This is a genomic window from Paenibacillus sp. FSL R7-0204 (assembly GCF_038002225.1).
Taxonomy (GTDB): domain Bacteria; phylum Bacillota; class Bacilli; order Paenibacillales; family Paenibacillaceae; genus Paenibacillus_AQ.
In genome coordinates, this window is record NZ_JBBOCA010000001.1 from 733,225 (window position 1) to 750,518 (window position 17,294).

General features: G+C 53.1%; 13 protein-coding genes. 8 read left to right on the forward strand and 5 right to left on the reverse strand.

All coding sequences use genetic code 11. The annotated features are described in order from the left end of the window. Window positions 1-196: 196 nt before the first annotated feature. The 3 genes from MKX42_RS03365 to MKX42_RS03375 are packed head-to-tail and all read left to right on the forward strand — an operon-like array spanning window position 197 to window position 3,733. Window positions 197-2,062: an ABC transporter ATP-binding protein gene (locus tag MKX42_RS03365; RefSeq protein WP_340751237.1), complete on the forward strand. Its 1,866-nt coding sequence runs from the start codon at window positions 197-199 to the stop codon at window positions 2,060-2,062. Further along, window positions 1,992-2,663 (forward strand): response regulator transcription factor, encoded by a 672-nt coding sequence (locus tag MKX42_RS03370; RefSeq protein WP_340751239.1) that lies wholly within the window; start codon window positions 1,992-1,994, stop codon window positions 2,661-2,663. The genes MKX42_RS03365 and MKX42_RS03370 overlap by 71 nt, the downstream gene beginning before the upstream one ends. A 2-nt stretch (window positions 2,664-2,665) precedes the next feature. Then, window positions 2,666-3,733 carry a sensor histidine kinase gene (locus MKX42_RS03375; RefSeq protein WP_340751241.1) on the forward strand — a complete coding sequence of 356 codons (1,068 nt, stop codon included), beginning with the start codon at window positions 2,666-2,668 and terminating at the stop codon, window positions 3,731-3,733. Between the two features lie 214 nt (window positions 3,734-3,947). Here the strand turns inward: MKX42_RS03375 and MKX42_RS03380 are convergent, their stop codons facing one another. After that, the gene (locus MKX42_RS03380) at window positions 3,948-5,450 is read right to left on the reverse strand and encodes an aminotransferase-like domain-containing protein (RefSeq protein WP_445669357.1); all 1,503 of its coding nucleotides are present in this window, start codon (window positions 5,448-5,450) and stop codon (window positions 3,948-3,950) included. 499 nt (window positions 5,451-5,949) lie between these two features. On the opposite strand from MKX42_RS03380, the gene MKX42_RS03385 reads away from it, so the two are divergent. Next, entirely contained in the window at window positions 5,950-6,561 is a 612-nt protein-coding gene (locus MKX42_RS03385; RefSeq protein WP_340751245.1) for a LysE/ArgO family amino acid transporter, read from the forward strand. A 47-nt stretch (window positions 6,562-6,608) separates the two neighbouring features. On the opposite strand, the gene MKX42_RS03390 is transcribed toward MKX42_RS03385, so the two are convergent. Then, on the reverse strand, window positions 6,609-6,998 hold the full coding sequence (locus tag MKX42_RS03390; RefSeq protein WP_340751247.1) for a hypothetical protein: 390 nt from the start codon (window positions 6,996-6,998) through the stop codon (window positions 6,609-6,611). A gap of 236 nt (window positions 6,999-7,234) precedes the next feature. Here MKX42_RS03390 and MKX42_RS03395 point away from each other — a divergent pair, with 236 nt between their 5' ends. From MKX42_RS03395 to MKX42_RS03405, 3 genes are all read left to right on the forward strand, one after another. Then, window positions 7,235-8,620 carry a helix-turn-helix domain-containing protein gene (locus MKX42_RS03395; protein ID WP_340751248.1) on the forward strand — a complete coding sequence of 462 codons (1,386 nt, stop codon included), beginning with the start codon at window positions 7,235-7,237 and terminating at the stop codon, window positions 8,618-8,620. 331 nt (window positions 8,621-8,951) lie between these two features. Next, window positions 8,952-9,131, forward strand: a complete 180-nt coding sequence (locus tag MKX42_RS03400) for an aspartyl-phosphate phosphatase Spo0E family protein (RefSeq protein ID WP_340751251.1) — start codon at window positions 8,952-8,954, stop codon at window positions 9,129-9,131. Window positions 9,132-9,203: 72 nt separating this feature from the next. Beyond that, complete coding sequence (locus MKX42_RS03405) at window positions 9,204-10,526, forward strand: helix-turn-helix transcriptional regulator (protein WP_340751253.1); 1,323 nt, start codon at window positions 9,204-9,206, stop codon at window positions 10,524-10,526. 87 nt (window positions 10,527-10,613) lie between these two features. Here the strand turns inward: MKX42_RS03405 and moaA are convergent, their stop codons facing one another. Next, window positions 10,614-11,615: a GTP 3',8-cyclase MoaA gene (gene moaA / locus MKX42_RS03410; RefSeq protein ID WP_340751255.1), complete on the reverse strand. Its 1,002-nt coding sequence runs from the start codon at window positions 11,613-11,615 to the stop codon at window positions 10,614-10,616. A 325-nt stretch (window positions 11,616-11,940) separates the two neighbouring features. Here moaA and MKX42_RS03415 point away from each other — a divergent pair, with 325 nt between their 5' ends. Beyond that, complete coding sequence (locus MKX42_RS03415; RefSeq protein ID WP_340751257.1) at window positions 11,941-12,636, forward strand: TorD/DmsD family molecular chaperone; 696 nt, start codon at window positions 11,941-11,943, stop codon at window positions 12,634-12,636. A gap of 332 nt (window positions 12,637-12,968) precedes the next feature. Here the strand turns inward: MKX42_RS03415 and MKX42_RS03420 are convergent, their stop codons facing one another. After that, entirely contained in the window at window positions 12,969-16,169 is a 3,201-nt protein-coding gene (locus MKX42_RS03420; protein ID WP_340751259.1) for an efflux RND transporter permease subunit, read from the reverse strand. A gap of 59 nt (window positions 16,170-16,228) precedes the next feature. Further along, window positions 16,229-17,143: a TetR/AcrR family transcriptional regulator gene (locus MKX42_RS03425; RefSeq protein WP_340751262.1), complete on the reverse strand. Its 915-nt coding sequence runs from the start codon at window positions 17,141-17,143 to the stop codon at window positions 16,229-16,231. Between the last annotated feature and the right edge of the window lie 151 nt (window positions 17,144-17,294).

Consider the following 17,294-nt stretch of genomic DNA (forward strand, 5'->3'; position numbering starts at 1 on the left):
GGCCGCCTTATTATGCCGCTGATATCACTGTAACATTTGTTGAAAAGGGATACAAACCAACTTTTATGGGGAATTACAAATCAATGGAAAAATATCTGTTTAACTTCAGTTTACATAGGCCAGTTATTCTGGGTTCTAAGGCGGAAGCGGGGCCCTACTGCTCCATATATCTATCTGCCGGAAAAGGGGATTTCTTATGAAAAACAAGCAAGCACCGCAGAAGCAGAGCGCGGCCATGAAGCCCTTCCTGAAGCTGCTGCACGAAACCAAGCCATCTTATCTGCTGCTGGCGCTGGCCCTTGGCCTCAGCATCATTTCGACCCTTGTCGGTCTGGTAATTCCCATGTTCACGAAGAATCTGGTGGACGGCTTCTCGCTGGCTTCGGTCAGCAAGCTGCAGATTGCAGCCATTGCCGGAGCGTTCATTGCGCAGACCGTGGCCGGCGGAGTCTCGATTTACCTTTTGAATGCCGTCGGGCAAAAAGTCGTGGCCGGGCTGCGTGACAGGCTGTGGCGCAAATTCCTGGTGCTGCCCGTATCCTACTATAATGAGAACCGGACAGGCGAGAGTGTCAGCCGGATGACTAATGATACAGGAATTCTCAAGACACTGATCTCCGAGCATCTGGCCAGTCTGTTCACCGGCCTCATCTCTATTGTCGGCTCTGTCCTGGTGCTGTTCTATCTGAACTGGAAAATGACGCTGGTCCTGTTCACGGTGCTTCCGCTGTCGGCGCTGATTCTGGTGCCGCTGGGGCGGCAGATGTACAAGATCTCCAAGGGCACGCAGGACGAGACGGCCTCCTTCACCGCTGTGCTCAGCGGCGTATTGTCCGAGATCCGGCTGGTGAAGTCCTCGGGAGCGGAGCAGAAGGAGTATGAAGCCGGACGGAAAGGAATTATGAACCTGCTGGGCTTCGGGATTCGTGAGGGCAAGATCAGCGCCCTGATTAGCCCGTTGATCTCCTTCGTCTTCATGATGCTGCTGGTGGTTATTATCGGCTATGGCGGGATGCTGGTATCCTCAGGGGCGCTCACCGCCGGTGAACTGGTCGCCTTCATTCTGTATCTGATTCAGATTATTATGCCGCTGACACAACTGACGCAATTCTTCACCCAACTCCAGAAGGCCAAGGGGGCCTCCGAACGTATTATAGAGACCCTTGCAGCAGAGGAAGAGGTATATGATGGCGTGGAAGAGGCTGAGGGCACAGAGGGGCCGATTGCTGTGGAAGACCTCAGCTTCGGATACAAGACGGGGGAGAAGGTCCTCAGCAAGGTAAGCTTCACTATGCAGCCTGGGCAGGTGACTGCCATTGTCGGTCCGAGCGGAGGCGGTAAAACAACCCTGTTCTCGCTGCTGGAACGGTTCTATGAGCCGCAGAGCGGAGTCATCCGGCTGGACGGCAAACCGGCGTCGATGTTTTCCCTGAAATCCTGGCGGAAGCAAATCGGTTATGTCTCTCAGGAAAGTCCGCTACTGGCCGGTACCATTGCTGAGAATCTCGGATACGGGCTGGACCGCGAGATCAGCAAGGAGGAGCTGAAGCGGGCTGCGGCCATGGCCTACGCTGACGGCTTCATTGAAGAGCTGCCTGACGGGTACAACACGGATGTCGGTGAACGCGGGGTGAAGCTGTCCGGCGGACAGCGGCAGCGGATTGCCATCGCCAGAGCGCTGCTGCGCGATCCGAAGATTCTCATGCTTGATGAGGCTACCTCAAGCCTCGACAGCCAGTCGGAGGCCGTGGTGCAGAAGGCACTGGGTAATCTGATGCAGGGCCGGACCACGATTGTAATTGCCCACAGATTAGCTACGGTGGTCAACGCGGACCAGATTATTTTCATGGAGAAGGGCCGGATTACCGGCAAGGGTACGCATGAGGAGCTGCTGAGGGACCATGAGCTGTACCGTGAATTCGCCGAGCAGCAGCTGCAGCTGAACACACCTGAGCTTCTGAGCCAAGGAATAGAGGAGGGTTCTACAGACTATGGTCAAAATACTGGTAGTGGACGACGATCCGCACATCCGCGAATTGGTGGGAGTGTTCCTGAGAGCTGAAGGGATGGCCGAGGTGCTGAGCGCTTCTGACGGACTGGAGGCGCTGCAGCTGCTTGAAGAGACTGCGGCGGATATGGCGATCATTGATATCATGATGCCGAATATGGACGGCTGGGAGCTGTGCCGGGAGCTGCGGGGGCGGTATGATTTTCCGATTCTGATGCTGACGGCCAAAGGAGAGACCTCGCAGATTGTCAAAGGCTTCGAGCTGGGCACAGACGACTATCTGGTCAAGCCGTTCGAGCCGCCGGTGCTGATCGCCAGGGTCAAGGCCCTGCTGAAGCGTTACCAGATTTCGGCCGCCCAGAGTGTTACCGTTGGCAGTCTGCGGATGAACCGTGCAACCTATGAAGTGCTGTCCGAGCATGGCGGGTTCACGCTGCCGCTGAAGGAATTCGAGCTGCTCTTCAAGCTGGCCAGTTACCGGGGGCAGACGCTGACCCGTGACCGGCTGATTGAAGAGATCTGGGGCTACGATTACGAAGGCAATGAGCGGACGCTGGATGTGCATGTGGGTCGTCTGCGCGAGCGGTTTCCGCAGGAGAAGTTCGGATTCTCCATTCGCACGATCCGGGGGCTTGGCTACCGGCTGGAGGGATAGGCATGAAGCGCAGAGTCATGAAGATATGGGAGGAAATCGGAATAGTTGGACCTATAGCCGGAATGTTGATTATGCTCTATATCTCCTGGAACGGGAGCTATTTCGGATCTAGACTGCTGCTCCGTCATTTCGGCTGGTCCTTCTCTGAATACGGGTATCACCTGTTTGTGATGGCGATGCAGATTATCATCTTTTTCGTCTGCGGGGCGATGATTGCCTTTGCTACACGCGGCAAGGATCAGAACTTCTACAGGCCGATCCTTACAGCCATGCGGCAGATCTCTCAAGGCAACTTCAAGATTGAACTGGAGAACAGCGGCCAGTACCGGCAGTTCGGAGGGATTGTGGAAGGGATCAACGAAATGGCGAGTGAGCTGAGCCGGATGGAGCTGATGCGGCAGGACTTCATCGCCAGCGTATCCCATGAGATCCAGTCGCCGCTGACCTCGATCCGCGGGTTCGCTGCCGCGCTGCAAGAGGAGAATCTCAGTCCGGATATCCGCAAGCATTACCTGGATATTATTGAAGCGGAGAGCCGCCGTCTGTCCGGCCTGAGCGACAATCTGCTGAAGCTGTCCGTGCTGGACGCGGAGAGCTTCCCGTTCGAGCGGAAGCCCTATAGGCTGGATAAGCAGGTGCAGGCGATGATTCTGGCCGCAGAGCCACAGTGGCTCGGCAAGGAGATTGAAGTAGAGGCTGAGCTTGGGGTGACCACTGTGACTGCGGTACAGGATCTGCTGAGCCAGGTATGGACCAACCTGCTGCATAACAGCATTAAGTTCACCCCGCAGGGCGGACGGATCACCATCATTGTGCGCAGTATGGGGGAGCGGGCGGAAGTGGAGATCAGGGATAGCGGGATCGGCATGACCGAAGAGGAGCTGGAGCGGATCTTCGAACGGTTCTACAAGGCGGACAAGTCCAGAAGCGTCAGCAGCGGAAGCGGAAGCGGTCTGGGCCTCCCGCTCGTGAAGAAGATCGTGGAGCTCCACGAAGGCAGCGTACACGTAACAAGCCGTCCCGGAGAGGGGGCGGCGTTCATCGTGCGTCTGCCGCAGCAGAGCAGATGAACCATGAACCCGCCGTTCAAGCGAATAATCAGCGCCGGTACTTCAGCCGGACATTCACTGGCCAGGAGGCCGGTTATGCCGCCGGTGATGTCCTCCGGTTCACCCAGGCATCCGAACAGCATAGCCCCGTACCCAGGACAGACAGATCATACTGTCATGGGTGCGGGGCTATTTACGCAGCCGTATTCGCTTAAATCCGTCTGTGCTGTCTCAATCACAGTCCCCGCCGGATTAGCTCAGCCAGAAGGGGAATTCCGTGCTCCAGTTCTGCCGCAGAGGCATAAGCATAGGACAGTCTGAGATGCCTGCCGTCGCTGCGGTCATACAGATCGCCAGTATTCAGCAGCAGTCCGGCACGCAGCGCTGCGGTGAACAGCTTGCGCGGGGAGACAGCCTGGCGGAGAGACAGCCAGATATAGAAGCCTCCTGCCGGTATGTTCCAGGTTGCCAGTCCGCCGCAATGAAGCTGCAGCAGCTCAACCATATGGTCACGGCGCGCACGTAGTCTGCCGCGCAGGACATGCAGATGCTCCTCATGATAGCCGCCCGTAAGCCAACTGGCGGCCGCCAGCTGTGACAGGGAGCTTGCGCCGTAATCGCTCTGCATCTTGATGTCGGCCAGCCGCCGGACGACCGGCTCCGGTCCGGCGATCCAGCCGATGCGCAGGCCGGGGCTGGCTGCTTTGGACAGGGTGCCCAGATGCAGGACCCGTCCCTCGTGGTCCAGCGCCTTCAGCGGAGGTGGGGGCGGGGCGTCCAGCCATAATTCCTGGTAGGCCCCATCCTCCAGGATGGGCAGCCCGAGTCTGCCTGTGACCTCCATCAGCTCCCGGCGGCGCTCGGCATCCATCAGGATTCCGGTAGGGTTATGAAAAGAAGGGATGCTGTAGAGCATCGCCGCCTTAATGCGGACCGCCTCGGCTGCAAGCTGCTCCGGGATCAGACCCCGCCCGTCCATAGGCAGGCCGCTGAATTTCACCCCGGCAGACTGAAAGGCATGAATCGAATACAGATAGGACGGCTTCTCCAGCAGGATAGAAGAGCCGCGCGGCAGCAGCCCGAGGGCAATGAGCTGAAGCCCCTGAAGGGCACCTGAGGTAATCAGGATGGATTCCGGGCCGGCGGTAATGCCACTCCGGGCCAGTAACCGGCTGACCGCCACCCGCAGCGCCGGATTGCCGAGCGGCTCCTCATAGGAGAGAGGAGGAAGAACGCGCTGCGCGAGTCCGGCCAGCACCTCGTTCATCGCCGCTCCGGGCAGCAGCTCAGGCGCTGGCTCACCCGTGCCAAGGCGGATCAGGCCCGGCTCATATTCGAGCCGGTTAATATCCTGTACGGTGGGCAGATTGGGATAGTGAGTCCCCTCCTCCACATAATCGTTCCAGTTGCCGGAGTGCTCCGGCTTAGAGGGCTCCGCTTCCCCGGCTTTTCCGGATTTTCCGGCGGAACCACCGGAAGCCGGGAGCACAGAACGTGTGCCCGTAACTATCGTTCCGCCCCCGCGCCTGCCTTCAATCAGGCCCAGAGCGGTCAGCTGACCCAACGCTGTAACCACCGTACTGCGGTTCACTCCAAGCTGGCGGGACAGCTCCCGCTGCGGGGCCAGCCGCATGCCGGGCGGCCAGGCCCCGGTGGTGATCTTGATTAGGAAGTAGCCGGTGATCTGACCATGCAGCGGCAGCGGAGAAGCCGGGTCCGGCTTCCAGTTCTCCGGCAGGCCGGAGACGGCACCAGCCTGCTGCGCTCCAGGAGCTGCGGGCCGGGAATCGTCCGTATATACGGATGGGCCGGGCGTGCATAGGTCTGTATGGTTGGGCCGTTGAGGATGTGTCAAGGGCAGGCTCCTTCCGGACGGATTATTGTACAAAAGCGAAAAAGCGAACACATTGTGCTTCAGCGCAGGCAACCGGCCCCAATGTATGCGAAAAACCAAACACATTGTGCCACTGCGAGGGCTACCGAGCGATTGTCGCTCCTCATAGCCGCTATTGACTAGCATAGCCCTCATTTCTTTCTTTCTTTCTCTCTTTCGTTCTTTCTTCCAGTCTATCATGATTCCTCCGCTTTCATTCGTCTTGGTTGGTAAGTGGCGAAGAACTTGGATGGTTACGGAAGTTACTAGGTCAGGGTACGATCATTAGGCTATAACCGGAGGAAGCCTGTGAAGCTTGGTTTACCCTGGAAGCATCATAAGGAAGATAGAAGGGGGAAAAGAAATGGTACAGGCCATTATTCATGGAATCATCCTGGCCTTCGGGCTGATTCTGCCGCTGGGCGTACAGAATATATTCGTCTTCAATCAAGGGGCACAGCATATGAGATTCCGCAGTACGCTGCCTGTCGTTCTGACAGCGGCAGTCTGCGATACGCTGCTTATCGCTGCGGCAGTCGGCGGAGTTTCCTTGGTCATTCTTTCGGTGAGCTGGGTCACGCCTGTTATATATGGAGCGGGCATTCTGTTTCTCGCCTTCATGGGCTGGAGAATCTGGCACTCCGCTCCGGCGAAGGATGAGTCGGGCCGTCTCTCGCCGAAGGGACAGATACTCTATGCGCTGTCTGTCTCCCTCCTGAACCCGCATGCCCTTCTAGATACGGTGGGCGTGATCGGGACCAGCTCGCTGCAATACGATGGGGGGGTGCGTTGGATCTTCGCGGCGGCGACAGTGACTGTCTCCTGGCTCTGGTTCCTTGGTCTTGCTGCAGCGGGCCGCCAGCTCGGCAGGCTGGATGCTTCCGGCAAAGTCATGAAGGGGCTGAATACCGTTTCCGCCCTGTTGATTTGGGGGATCGCCGTTTATATGGGAGTTCAGCTGTGGGGGCTGTTGTAATGCATACGAAGCTGGCTCCAGATATTCAAGTCATTGAACTGACTATTTTAGTTTGTATTTACTTTACTCAATAGGTCTGTTAATTCTTTAGAGCTGCGATCTTTTAATTTCAACATTTTTTCGCTATTACTATCTTTAATCAGAAATCCACTTTTGGTTTTAAAATCTAAATAAAGGCTGAATCTCACAACTTCGGTATCCGCGTAAGTAACATTCATTCGATACGTTGGTGGACCCACATCAACAGCCCCGCGTACTTTTTTCACAGTTCTCATAGCATCGTTGAATACCCGGATACTATCGTTATCAGTGTAAGTAGTTTCAGCGGTTTCAGAAATAAGACTGACGCTAACAATCTTAGGATTTGGTTTGACTAAAACATATATTAAAACAAGTAATATTATTAAGGAAATTGAAATGATGCCGATTCTTTTCATAAACGCTCCCCTTAATGAAATGTTCTTGGCCTTTATTCAATAACTTCTAAATTATTGATTCAGCCCTTATCCGTAAGATTCGGCAAGCCCGTTGCCAAACTGTTTCGAATTCTTCACACTTTCGAGCTATAGTTGTTTTATTTGACTCTATTCTATTGACGGTTGAAATCCCATCCCCTACCATACAGATATAAACATAATGTTCTAAATTATGGAATGTGGAAGGTGGTGTTGCTTTGAAGCCTGCAGTCATGATTCGAGACCAGCTTGCAGATTATTTAACCCAGCATGGGCTGTCCATTAATCAGTTTGCCATAAGATCCGGCATTAATTCCGGGACGCTGAGCCGGATTATTAATGGCCATCAGCCCATTGCTATGAGCCATCTGGAGTTAATCACTGCGGGAATGGGGGTGAGCGAGGATTTTTTTTACAGTCTGTATGTGGAGGAGTGTTTCTATTATTCGGCACCGACCTGGCGGCGGCTTCGCCCGTTCATTGTGAAGTGTGCGGAACTGGGGCGAACGGATTGTATCGGGCGTCTGGTGGAGAACCTGCTGGATAATCTGACCTATGTTCCCATGCTGTATGAAGTAGCGGAAGGCTTGTTCCAACAGGGCCACTGGCCGGCGGCGGCACTCCTCTATGAGAACGTAAGCGCCAGCGAGAAATACCAGTATTCCGAACGCTTGGCCACCTGCCAATACCGCCTGTTCCAGATTGCCCTGGGTGATGACCAGAGCACGAACCTGCGCGCGGCCACCCTGTTCGAGAGCTACATCCCGCGCCTGAATGAGGCGGATCAGTTGGATGGGTTGAAGGATTTGTTGGAAGTCTATTATTCCTTGCAGCAGTGGCGTAAAGTTGATGAACTCGCAGAGAAGATGCTTGGACTGGCTACACTCCGTTATAATCTCCAGCTCCAGTCAAACCTTAATCGGGGTAACATTAAAACTCCACTATATCTCTACATTTTGCGCGCTCATCTCTTTCTCTCTAGTATTTGCATGGAATACGGGGATTATAAATCTGCTATAGAACTTGTGCCGCGCTATATGGACGGAAGCTGGATAAAGGAAGATGATGAAGAAGCAAGACGAACGTTAGTTCAGTTTAGAGAGTGGGGTACTGCGAATATTTACTTATACCGCATGCTGGACGGACAAATAGAAGTGCTAGACGAGTATGTCGAATATATATCTGCACAAACCGACGAGATATTTACGGCGATGTACAATATTATCCGATGTGCAAATTGGTATGATTGGAATGTTGATCACATTCTGGAGCGCTTCTCTGCCTATATCCCATATCGAACATATAAATCAGAATTCGGTCAATACAACTCACAGATTATGGCAGACAAATACGCTAGATTTCTCGCTGAATTGGCAAACTATTATTTACATAATAAGAGAAACAGAGGGATTGAATTCTTACTACAAAGTTTGGAATCTTCGTCTATTATAAACAATGAGAGTGTAGCAATCACTTGTGTCAATTTGTTTGAACAATACAGGGATGTTGCCAGTTTAGAAGAGTTGGAAAGATACAAATATTTAATGAGAGAGGTGTGCAAACCAAATGAAAAAACAATTTATCAAGCTTCTGGTTCTATGTAGCTTATCCGTTGTAATTTTGTCTACAATTTCAACTAGTGGGATTGTAAAAGATAGCAGCATTCAGTCATTAATCCAAACTAATTCACATGGTATTGGTGGTTAACTGATTCATCAACCAACGTTCCCGTTTATTCCGGGAACGTTTTTTATTTGCTGATTTTTAAAGGGGATATATTCAGAACCTAGCCTGTCGGGTAGACGGTTTAGTTTGGTTGCGCTATAGTTTTGAAATTATTGTATCTATAACCAATATAGTGAATAATGCAAAGAGACCTATTTTTTGCAATTTTACATAAAAATCTATAATGTTGCATAAGGAGGCGGGATTCCCATGCATAGTCCAGCAATCGTTAGAATTCGTATAGAGCAAGCTAGAATTAAGCTTCATAAATTACATATTCAATATGGCAGCTTGAATCATCCGGAGGTTTTGCGGCAATCTATAGTGCTGGATGAGCTGCTCAATACCTACGATAATGCCTATCGAATGAACAAGCGGCCGCCTGCTTAAATATTGATTTAGAAAATAACTTTCAAATATAAAATCCAATGGACACGTTTACAAAAAAAGGTGGTAACTGAAGTGGAGCATACAGTCAAAATCCGGGACGAGATAGCGGCGTATCTCACAAAACATAAATTGTCTATTAATCAGTTTGCGATTGCCAGCGGAATTCATTCCGGCACACTCAGCCGGGTGATGAAAGGCCAGCAGGCCTTGGCGATGAATCATTTGACCCGTGTGACCAGCGGGATGGGGCTGCCGGAGGATTACTTTTACAGTCAATATGTGGATGAATGTTTATATGATTCGACACCGACTTGGCGGCGTTTACGGCCGTTCCTGCTGCAATGTGCGGCGTTATCGCGTCTGGATTGTATTGAGCGGGTGGCGCAGAATTTACTGGATAATCTGTTGTATGCACCGCTGCTGTTCGAGGTTGCCGAGGAGTTATTTGAGCAGAAGAACTGGCAAGCCGCTGCATTAATCTATGACAATGTGGGAGCCAGCGAGAAATACCAGCATTCCGAACGGCTGGCGCTCTGCCAATATCGGCTATTCCTGATTAATCTGGGCGATGATCCGCAGGAAAATCTAATTGCTGCTACGTTATTAGAGAATTATGTCGATAAGCTGGATGAAGTCAATCAGTTGGATGCGCTGAAAGAGTTGGCGGATATCTATCTTGCGCTTCAGAAATGGGACAAGGTATCTGAGGTTGTAGAAGAAATGCTCCGAGTGGCCTCCGTCCATTATGACCTTCATGGTGAATCAGGCCGTAGGCATAGAGATCATAAGTTATATAAAAGGCCGCTGTATACATATATATTATATGCTCAGCTTATGAGATCCAGTGTTTATGAAGAGATTGGAGATTACAAAACTGCACTCGATATGATACCTATATATATGGATCATAGCTGGATACGGGAAGATGACGAAGAAGCATGGCGTATTAAGGCTCAATATATAGATTGGGGAACGGCTAATACGTATCTTTACCGCTTAATGGATGGGCAGATTGAGGTTCTTGATGCATATGTCGAATACATCTCAAATCATGAAAATGAAATATTCATGGCGCTGTTCAAAATTGTTCAAATGGCTAATCAGTATAAGTGGGACGTGGATCATGTTTTACAGAGATTTGCGGATTATATTCCGTACCGGAAGATTTATAGTATCTTTGGTGAACATAACAAATTCCTCCATGAAAAAAACTACACCCAATTCTGCAGCGAGCTGGCAACCTACTATCTCACCCGCAAACGGTATAAAGGCGACGATGTGATTATGCAAAGCGTAGACCTATCCGCCAAACTAGACAGTGAGCATAATGTGATCCGGGGGACGATATCCGTGGATTTCGAGATTGCGATTTCGGAGTTTCCGAAGTCGGGCTGAAGCACACACTTGCTTCGACAACTATGAATGTGTTATAAAACAGGCCCATGAACTTGTTCATGGGCCTGTTACATTTGTCTCCGTGCACTACCCGCCAATCTGCGACATGCGGCGCGCGGTGGGGGTGTGGCTCTGGGCTTTGTGCTCCAGGGCCAGGGCCATTTCATGGTTATGCGGCTTGTTGCCGAGCGCCTCGCGGAACAGGGCCTGCACCGCCGCAGGGTGGCTGATCAGCGGGCGCACATTATATTCGTCCTGCCAGTACAGGCAGGCTTTGATGTTGCCGTCGGCGGTCAGGCGCAGGCGGTTGCAATTGTCGCAGAAATGCTCGCTGACCGGATGGATCAGCCCGAAGGTTCCCTTCGCGCCGGTGACACGCCGGTTCTGGGAAGGGCCATTCCCGGAGGGCATGTCGGCCTCCTCGATGGTCCAGCCAGCTTCCTTGCAGGCCTCTACTACAGTCTCCAGCGGCAGATAGGTCTGCCGCCAGGCATCGCTGGCGCTGCCAATCGGCATGTATTCAATGAACCGCACATTCAGCGGGCTGTTCAGGGTCAAGGCGATGAAGTCCTTGATCTCGTCATCGTTAATGCCTTTCATCAGCACGACATTCAGCTTGATCGGGGACAGGCCGGCGGCTTCAGCGGCTTCAATTCCCTTCAGCACCTTGGCAACATCGCCGCCGCGGGTAATCATCGAGAAGCGGTCCGGCCGCAGCGAATCCAGGCTGATGTTCACCCGGGACAGCCCGGCCTGCTTCAGGATAGCCGCTTTGGCAGGAAGCATCAGCCCGTTCGTCGTCAATGAGATATCTTCAATGCCGGGTATAGCGGAGATCATGGCTACCAGCTTCTCCAGATCCTTACGGACCAGCGGTTCGCCCCCCGTCAGCCGGACCTTCCGCAGGCCCAGGGGCGCAAGTGCCTCCACCACAGCGGCAATTTCCTCGTAGCTCATAATCTCGTCCTGCGGCTGGAATTGCATTCCTTCGGCGGGCATACAATAGATACAGCGCAGGTTGCAGCGGTCTGTAACCGAGATACGGAGGTAATCATGTATGCGTCCAAAAGGGTCAGTCAGCGGCTCCATAGCGTTGCTCCTTCACCTGTTGATTTTAGTTTAAATTTTAAAGAAAGCAGCCCGCTGCGTCAATGCACAAGCGGACAATCTAAAGCATAGGGGGACAGAAGGCCAAAGCAGCAGCCTAATTATGACAAAAGTGCGACAATTCCAGGGAATGGTCATAGAATGCTCACCGAAAGCGTTTAACATATTCGATATAATTTAGGTGCGGAAGATTCAAACTTTAGATACTTTTACTTTTGCGAAGCACAGCTATGATACCGGAAGGCTAGGCGGCAATCCCTAAGGATACCCTGGGCATCCGGCAAACTAAGTAGGGAGGATTTGCAAAATGACCATACCAACTGTTCCATCGCTTGTTGTGCCGGAGGCTTGTAGCCGCTGGCTGGAGAGCCGGGGATTAATATATCAGCTGCTGGTGGACTTCTATGGAAGAAAACCATCTCTCTCACTGGTCGCCCAGTGGAGCCGTAACCGTGAGATGAGTGTCGCTGCGGAGATGACCGAAGGCGGCCGTGAATTGAAGCGTTACCTGTGCAGCCAGGAACCGTCGATGCTACCGGCCATCTGCGAGAAAGAGAAAATCGAATACAAGCGTCTGATGAACGAGCGCGCAGTCAGCTCCTTCGTAGCCCGTGAAGCGGCTCAGCTGGGCCGTGAGGAAGAATTCTGCAACGTGCTCTCAGATGTGTACGCATCGGCGGGTATTGTCTTCAAGAAGTGTAGCGGCGAAGCCGACGACCACATTGCCATTGAGCTGGAATTCATGGCGGTGATGCACGAGCGGATGCTGTACAACAGCTTCTCAATCCGCAGTGCGATGGAGCTTCTGGAGATTCAGGAGAGGTTCCTCGAAGAGCATCTGTTGAAGTGGACTCCACAATTCTGTGCGAGAATGAACGCTGCAACCGACAGCCCTCTGTATCTGGGTCTCAGCCATATGCTGGAGGAATTCCTGCCGCAGGATCTGCACATGCTGCGTGCCTGGAAGGCTTCGCTGGAGAGCAGCGCGGCGGCCATGGCTTAATAAGCATCCATACTCAATCAACAAGGCGCCCTTCCAACAATCGGAAGGGCGCCTTATTTCTGCTCGGGGGTCTTGAACTTAAGCTTTCACTTTAATAGGTTGTGATCTGGAGAATCCCCTTCAGGGAGAGTGGCGGAGGAGAAGTTTGGAACTGTAGGAGCGATAGCGTTCGCCTTTAGGTTGGAAATTCTACCGCGAAGAGCGGTTCGAATCAGGAATTTCCAACCTAACAGCGACCGGAAGTCCAAACATTCTCTGCAGTCACGGTCCTGCCTGAAGCGGAGGTTCCCCAGTTCACTCCATATAACTGAAACTGAAGTTCATCCCCCTATTTATTCGTAAGTCTTCTTACTCCGAAACTTCATCAGGAACTCATACACCACCGGTACAACGACCAGGGTCAGCAGCGTGGAGCTGACCAGGCCGCCGATGACGGTTACGCCAAGCCCCTTGGAGATGATTCCGGCACTGTTCTCAAGGCCTGTAACCAAAGGCAGCAGGGCTCCAATGGTCGCGAGTGCAGTCATGAGAATCGGGCGAAGACGGGTAGCCCCGGCCTCAAGCAGCGCCTTGCGGGTAGACATCCCCTCTTGCTCCTTATGAATTACGCGGTCAATTAAGACAATCGCATTGGTGACCACGATCCCGATCAGCATCAGTGCGCCCATTAGTGCCGAGACGTTCAAAGTCTCGCCAGCCAGGAGCAGGGCAACAAGAGCGCCGATGACTGTGAACGGCAGGGAGAACAGGATGGCGAACGGTGCCAGACCGCCGCCGAAGGTGACTACGAGCACGAAGTATACAATCGCTATAGCCGCCAGCATAGCAATGCCAAGCTGTCCGAAGGTCTCATTAATCTGCTCGGTGACTCCGCCGAAGGTGATGGTCACGCCGTCCGGGAGATCAAGAGCATCTATTTTGTCCTGCACAGCCTTGGAGGCACTATTAATGTCACTGGAGATAATGTCGGCGGTTACCTCGACTTTCATTTTTCCGTCTTCACGGGTAATGGAATCCGGGGACTGGCCCTGTTCGATGCTTGCTACCTCGCCAATCGGTACAGTAATACCCAGCGGCGAAGTGAGCGTGGCGGCCTTCATTTCTTCAATACTATTGTAGGAATCCTTGTCCGTCTCAATGTAGACCTTGTAATTCTTGCCGTCCAGCTCTACCTCAGTCAGTACAGGCCGGGTTCCGGCAGGGCTCAGCTTCATCGCAAGCTGTCCGGCCGTTAGGCCCAGTGAGCTAAGCTTGGCCTGGTCAGCGACGATGGTGTATTGATCATAGGCTTCAGAGAGGCTGGTCTTCCCGTCTTTGAAGTTCTTGGTATCTCCCTGAACGATCCCGGCAATGTCATCGGCTACCGGTTTGAGCTGTTCCAGCGTATCGCCATAGATATTGACAGTAAGGGTGCTGCCGCCGAGCCCGCCTCCGGCCATGCCGGACAGATCGCCCCACACGCCATCCGGCACCTCTTGGCTTAAGCCTTCAATTAACTTCTCCTTCACCGTGTCAAAATCAGGCGTGTTGCTGTCATACGTGACATAGAACAGCCCGGAATTGCCTGAGCTAAGTCCGAACGGGCTGCTGCCTCCGATAGAATACTGCATTTTGTCCAGATGCTTCTGGGCCAGAATGAACTTCTCAGCCTTCAGGCCCAGCGCCTTCACATCCTCCAGCGTCTGACCGGCCTTCGGGGAGAAAGTAAGCGTAACATTCTTCTCTTCCTGGGAAGGCAGGAAGCTGACGCCGATTGGCTTGATCAGGAACAGACTGCCTGCCAGCAGCAGGACAGCAACACCCAAGGTAATCAGCTTATGCGAGAGACACCAGTCCAGGATTCGGACATACCCGCCCGCCAATGCGCCGGGCTTGTCTTCGTGACCCTTTTTCCCCTTCTTGAGTCCATTACGGAACAGGGTATGGGCCAGTGCAGGCACCAGGGTAATGGCAACCACCAGTGAAGCCAGCAGCGCGAATACCATAGTGAGGGCAAATGGCAGGAACAGCTCACCGACCATCCCGCTGACAAAGGCGAGCGGCAGGAAGACGGCAATCGTCACAATGGTTGAAGACATAATCGGCACAAACATCTCACGGGTAGCCGCGCTGATCAGCTCTCTGCCGCGCAGCTTCTCGCCGGACAGTGTAAGCCGCCGGAAAATGTTCTCAATGACGACGATGGAGTCATCGACTACCCGCCCGATGGCTACGGTCATGGCGCCGAGCGTCATCATATTCAGCGTAATATCCATTTGCCGCAGGCATAATACTGCAATCAGCAGTGATAATGGAATCGAGATAATAGAAATAATGGTAGAACGGATATTGCGCAGGAACAGCAGGATGATAAGCACGGCGAACAGGGCGCCGAAGGCAGCCTTGGACAGCATCGTGTTCACGGAATCCTCAATCGGCTTGCCTTGATCCAACAGCACGGTGAGGTCCATCGACTTGTATTGTTTCTTCAGTTCTTCTGTCTTGTCCTTGACCCCGTTCACGACATCGACGGTGTTGGCATCATTGGCCTTCACAATCTGAATCCCGATGGATTCCTTGCCGTTGGTGCGGGAGATTGATTCCGATTTGCCGACTACCTCGATAGTGGCAAGCTCGCTCAGCTTCACCGTCGGCAGCCCGGTCATGGCGCCCGCGCCCGCGGCGGTATTGCCAGTTGCAGCTCCGGTACCGCCAGTCCCGCCAGCCGCAGCACCACCTGAAGCTGCACCGCCAGCGGCCCCGGCTCCCGCACCAGCAGCTCCTGCCCCGGCAGCACCAGGGGCGGAAGGAACCAGCGGAATGCTGACATTCTGCAAGTCCTCTACTGTAGTGATGTTGCCGTCAACGACAACAGCCTTCTGTGCTTTGTCCATCTCGAACAATCCAAGCGGTACCCGCAGGGAGGAGGCCTGGATGATGCCTTTGATCGTATCCTCGGTCAGTCCGTACTGCTTCAGCTTCTCCTGATTGAACTTCAGGGACACTTCTTTGACATATTGTCCGGCAATCTGCACAGAGGCGACGCCTTCGATATCCTCCAGCGCCGGGCGGATATCGTTCTCGGCAACCCGGGTCAGCTCCTCCAGATCGCCGGAGCTCTCATCAGAGATACTGAGCGAGATGACTGGCAGCGAGCTGAGGCTGAAGCGCGAGATTTGCGGCTTTTGCACATTATCCGGCAGCTTCACCTCGTTCAAGGCTTCCCGCACTGCTGCTGTTGCATTGTCCAGGTTCGTGCCGTAGTCGAATTCAATGGTAACGCTGGAGGCGTTCTCCAGAGAGGTGGAGGTCAGCATCTTCACGCCGTCTACATTGCGGAGCTTCTGCTCCAGCGGCTTGCTGACGTCATTCACGACCCCTTCGGGTGCGGCTCCAGGATAAATAGTAGTAATGCTGAGATAAGGGATACTAATGTTAGGCAGGGTCTCCTGCTTCATAGTCAATCCGCTGTACAGACCGGCGAAGACAATAATGATCGTCAGCAGCCAGACGGCAAATTTGTTGCGGAGCGAGAAATTAATTAGGCTTTTCATCAGTAAAGGGAACCTCCAATATAATTATTCTTGATCTTACAGGCGTGCCGCCTCTGTCCTTAATGAATTCCGCAGGAAGTGTGCATATAGGGTGTGAATAACATCTTCAATTGACTTAGCTCGCCGGACAGCCCGGGGTATCCCTCAAGATTGGCAATCATCCCTTGAATGATCACTTTCCGGGGCTGGGTGCTGAGGATTTCGCTCTCCAGAATGCCCAGGGACTCCAGAGCGTCTTCGGCATGCTCCGGGCTGATTCCGTCCGCTTCACTGAGCAGGAGCTTCATCGCCTTGATCAGCTGAAGCGGGCTCTGGCCCGGCCCTTCTCCTTGACTCTCGGCCCATACGGCCAGGACTGCGGAAGAGATCAGAGGGGAGGGCTGCCCAGCAAGCAGGCCGGCGACCATAATGTCCAGCCAGTCCACCAGCCGGTCAGCCAGTTCAGGGATGGAGACAACAGTCTCGCGCCCGAACAGCAGCTTGATGCTGGAGCTGATCATGCCGTGGCTGAGCACGCACAGCTCGCCTGCATAGGGCAGAATCTCAGGCCCGTACATGAGCTCCAGCTTCTGCTGGAACCATCGCAGCAGGGCGGCGTTGTTCTGCTTCACCCAATCGGGAATCTCGGCCACACCCCGGCCGGCTACCTCCTGGAATTGGCGCTGCAGGAATTCGCGCAGCTCGTACACATGACTGAGCAGTATTTCGAGCTGGTTGCGCAGCTTCTCCCGGGGCTCTCTGCCTGCTGCCTGCTCCTCCTGCTGCAGCGGATCATGGATCATCTGGAAGCAGTAGATGTATATACTGCGCTCCAGCTCCTCTTTGGATTTGAAGATCAGATATAGACTTCCTTTGGAGATCCCGCATAATTCGGCAATCTCCTGCATGGAGGTGGAGGAGGAGCCTTTTACAGCGAACAGCTGCATGGCGGTCTTGATGATTTGTTCTTTTTTGGTGATACTTTTAGCGGTCAAGGCTATATAGGCCCCCGTTCTGACTCGATAGTTCTGTATTTGACTGATTGGTCAGGGAAATTATATTATATATCCTGCAGCAACACAAATTTGCAGGTTTCAGTAGGAAGAAACGGATTCTTAATGTAAGATATACATGTGTCATTTTGGT

Coding starts and splice junctions, on each gene's coding strand:
- MKX42_RS03390 (WP_340751247.1), bottom strand. CDS start 6,998: ATGAAAAGAATCGGCATCATTTCAATTTCCTTAATAATATTACTTGTT.
- MKX42_RS03385 (WP_340751245.1), top strand. CDS start 5,950: ATGGTACAGGCCATTATTCATGGAATCATCCTGGCCTTCGGGCTGATT.
- MKX42_RS03365 (WP_340751237.1), top strand. CDS start 197: ATGAAAAACAAGCAAGCACCGCAGAAGCAGAGCGCGGCCATGAAGCCC.
- MKX42_RS03420 (WP_340751259.1), bottom strand. CDS start 16,169: ATGAAAAGCCTAATTAATTTCTCGCTCCGCAACAAATTTGCCGTCTGG.
- MKX42_RS03370 (WP_340751239.1), top strand. CDS start 1,992: ATGGTCAAAATACTGGTAGTGGACGACGATCCGCACATCCGCGAATTG.
- MKX42_RS03400 (WP_340751251.1), top strand. CDS start 8,952: ATGCATAGTCCAGCAATCGTTAGAATTCGTATAGAGCAAGCTAGAATT.
- moaA (WP_340751255.1), bottom strand. CDS start 11,615: ATGGAGCCGCTGACTGACCCTTTTGGACGCATACATGATTACCTCCGT.
- MKX42_RS03415 (WP_340751257.1), top strand. CDS start 11,941: ATGACCATACCAACTGTTCCATCGCTTGTTGTGCCGGAGGCTTGTAGC.
- MKX42_RS03375 (WP_340751241.1), top strand. CDS start 2,666: ATGAAGCGCAGAGTCATGAAGATATGGGAGGAAATCGGAATAGTTGGA.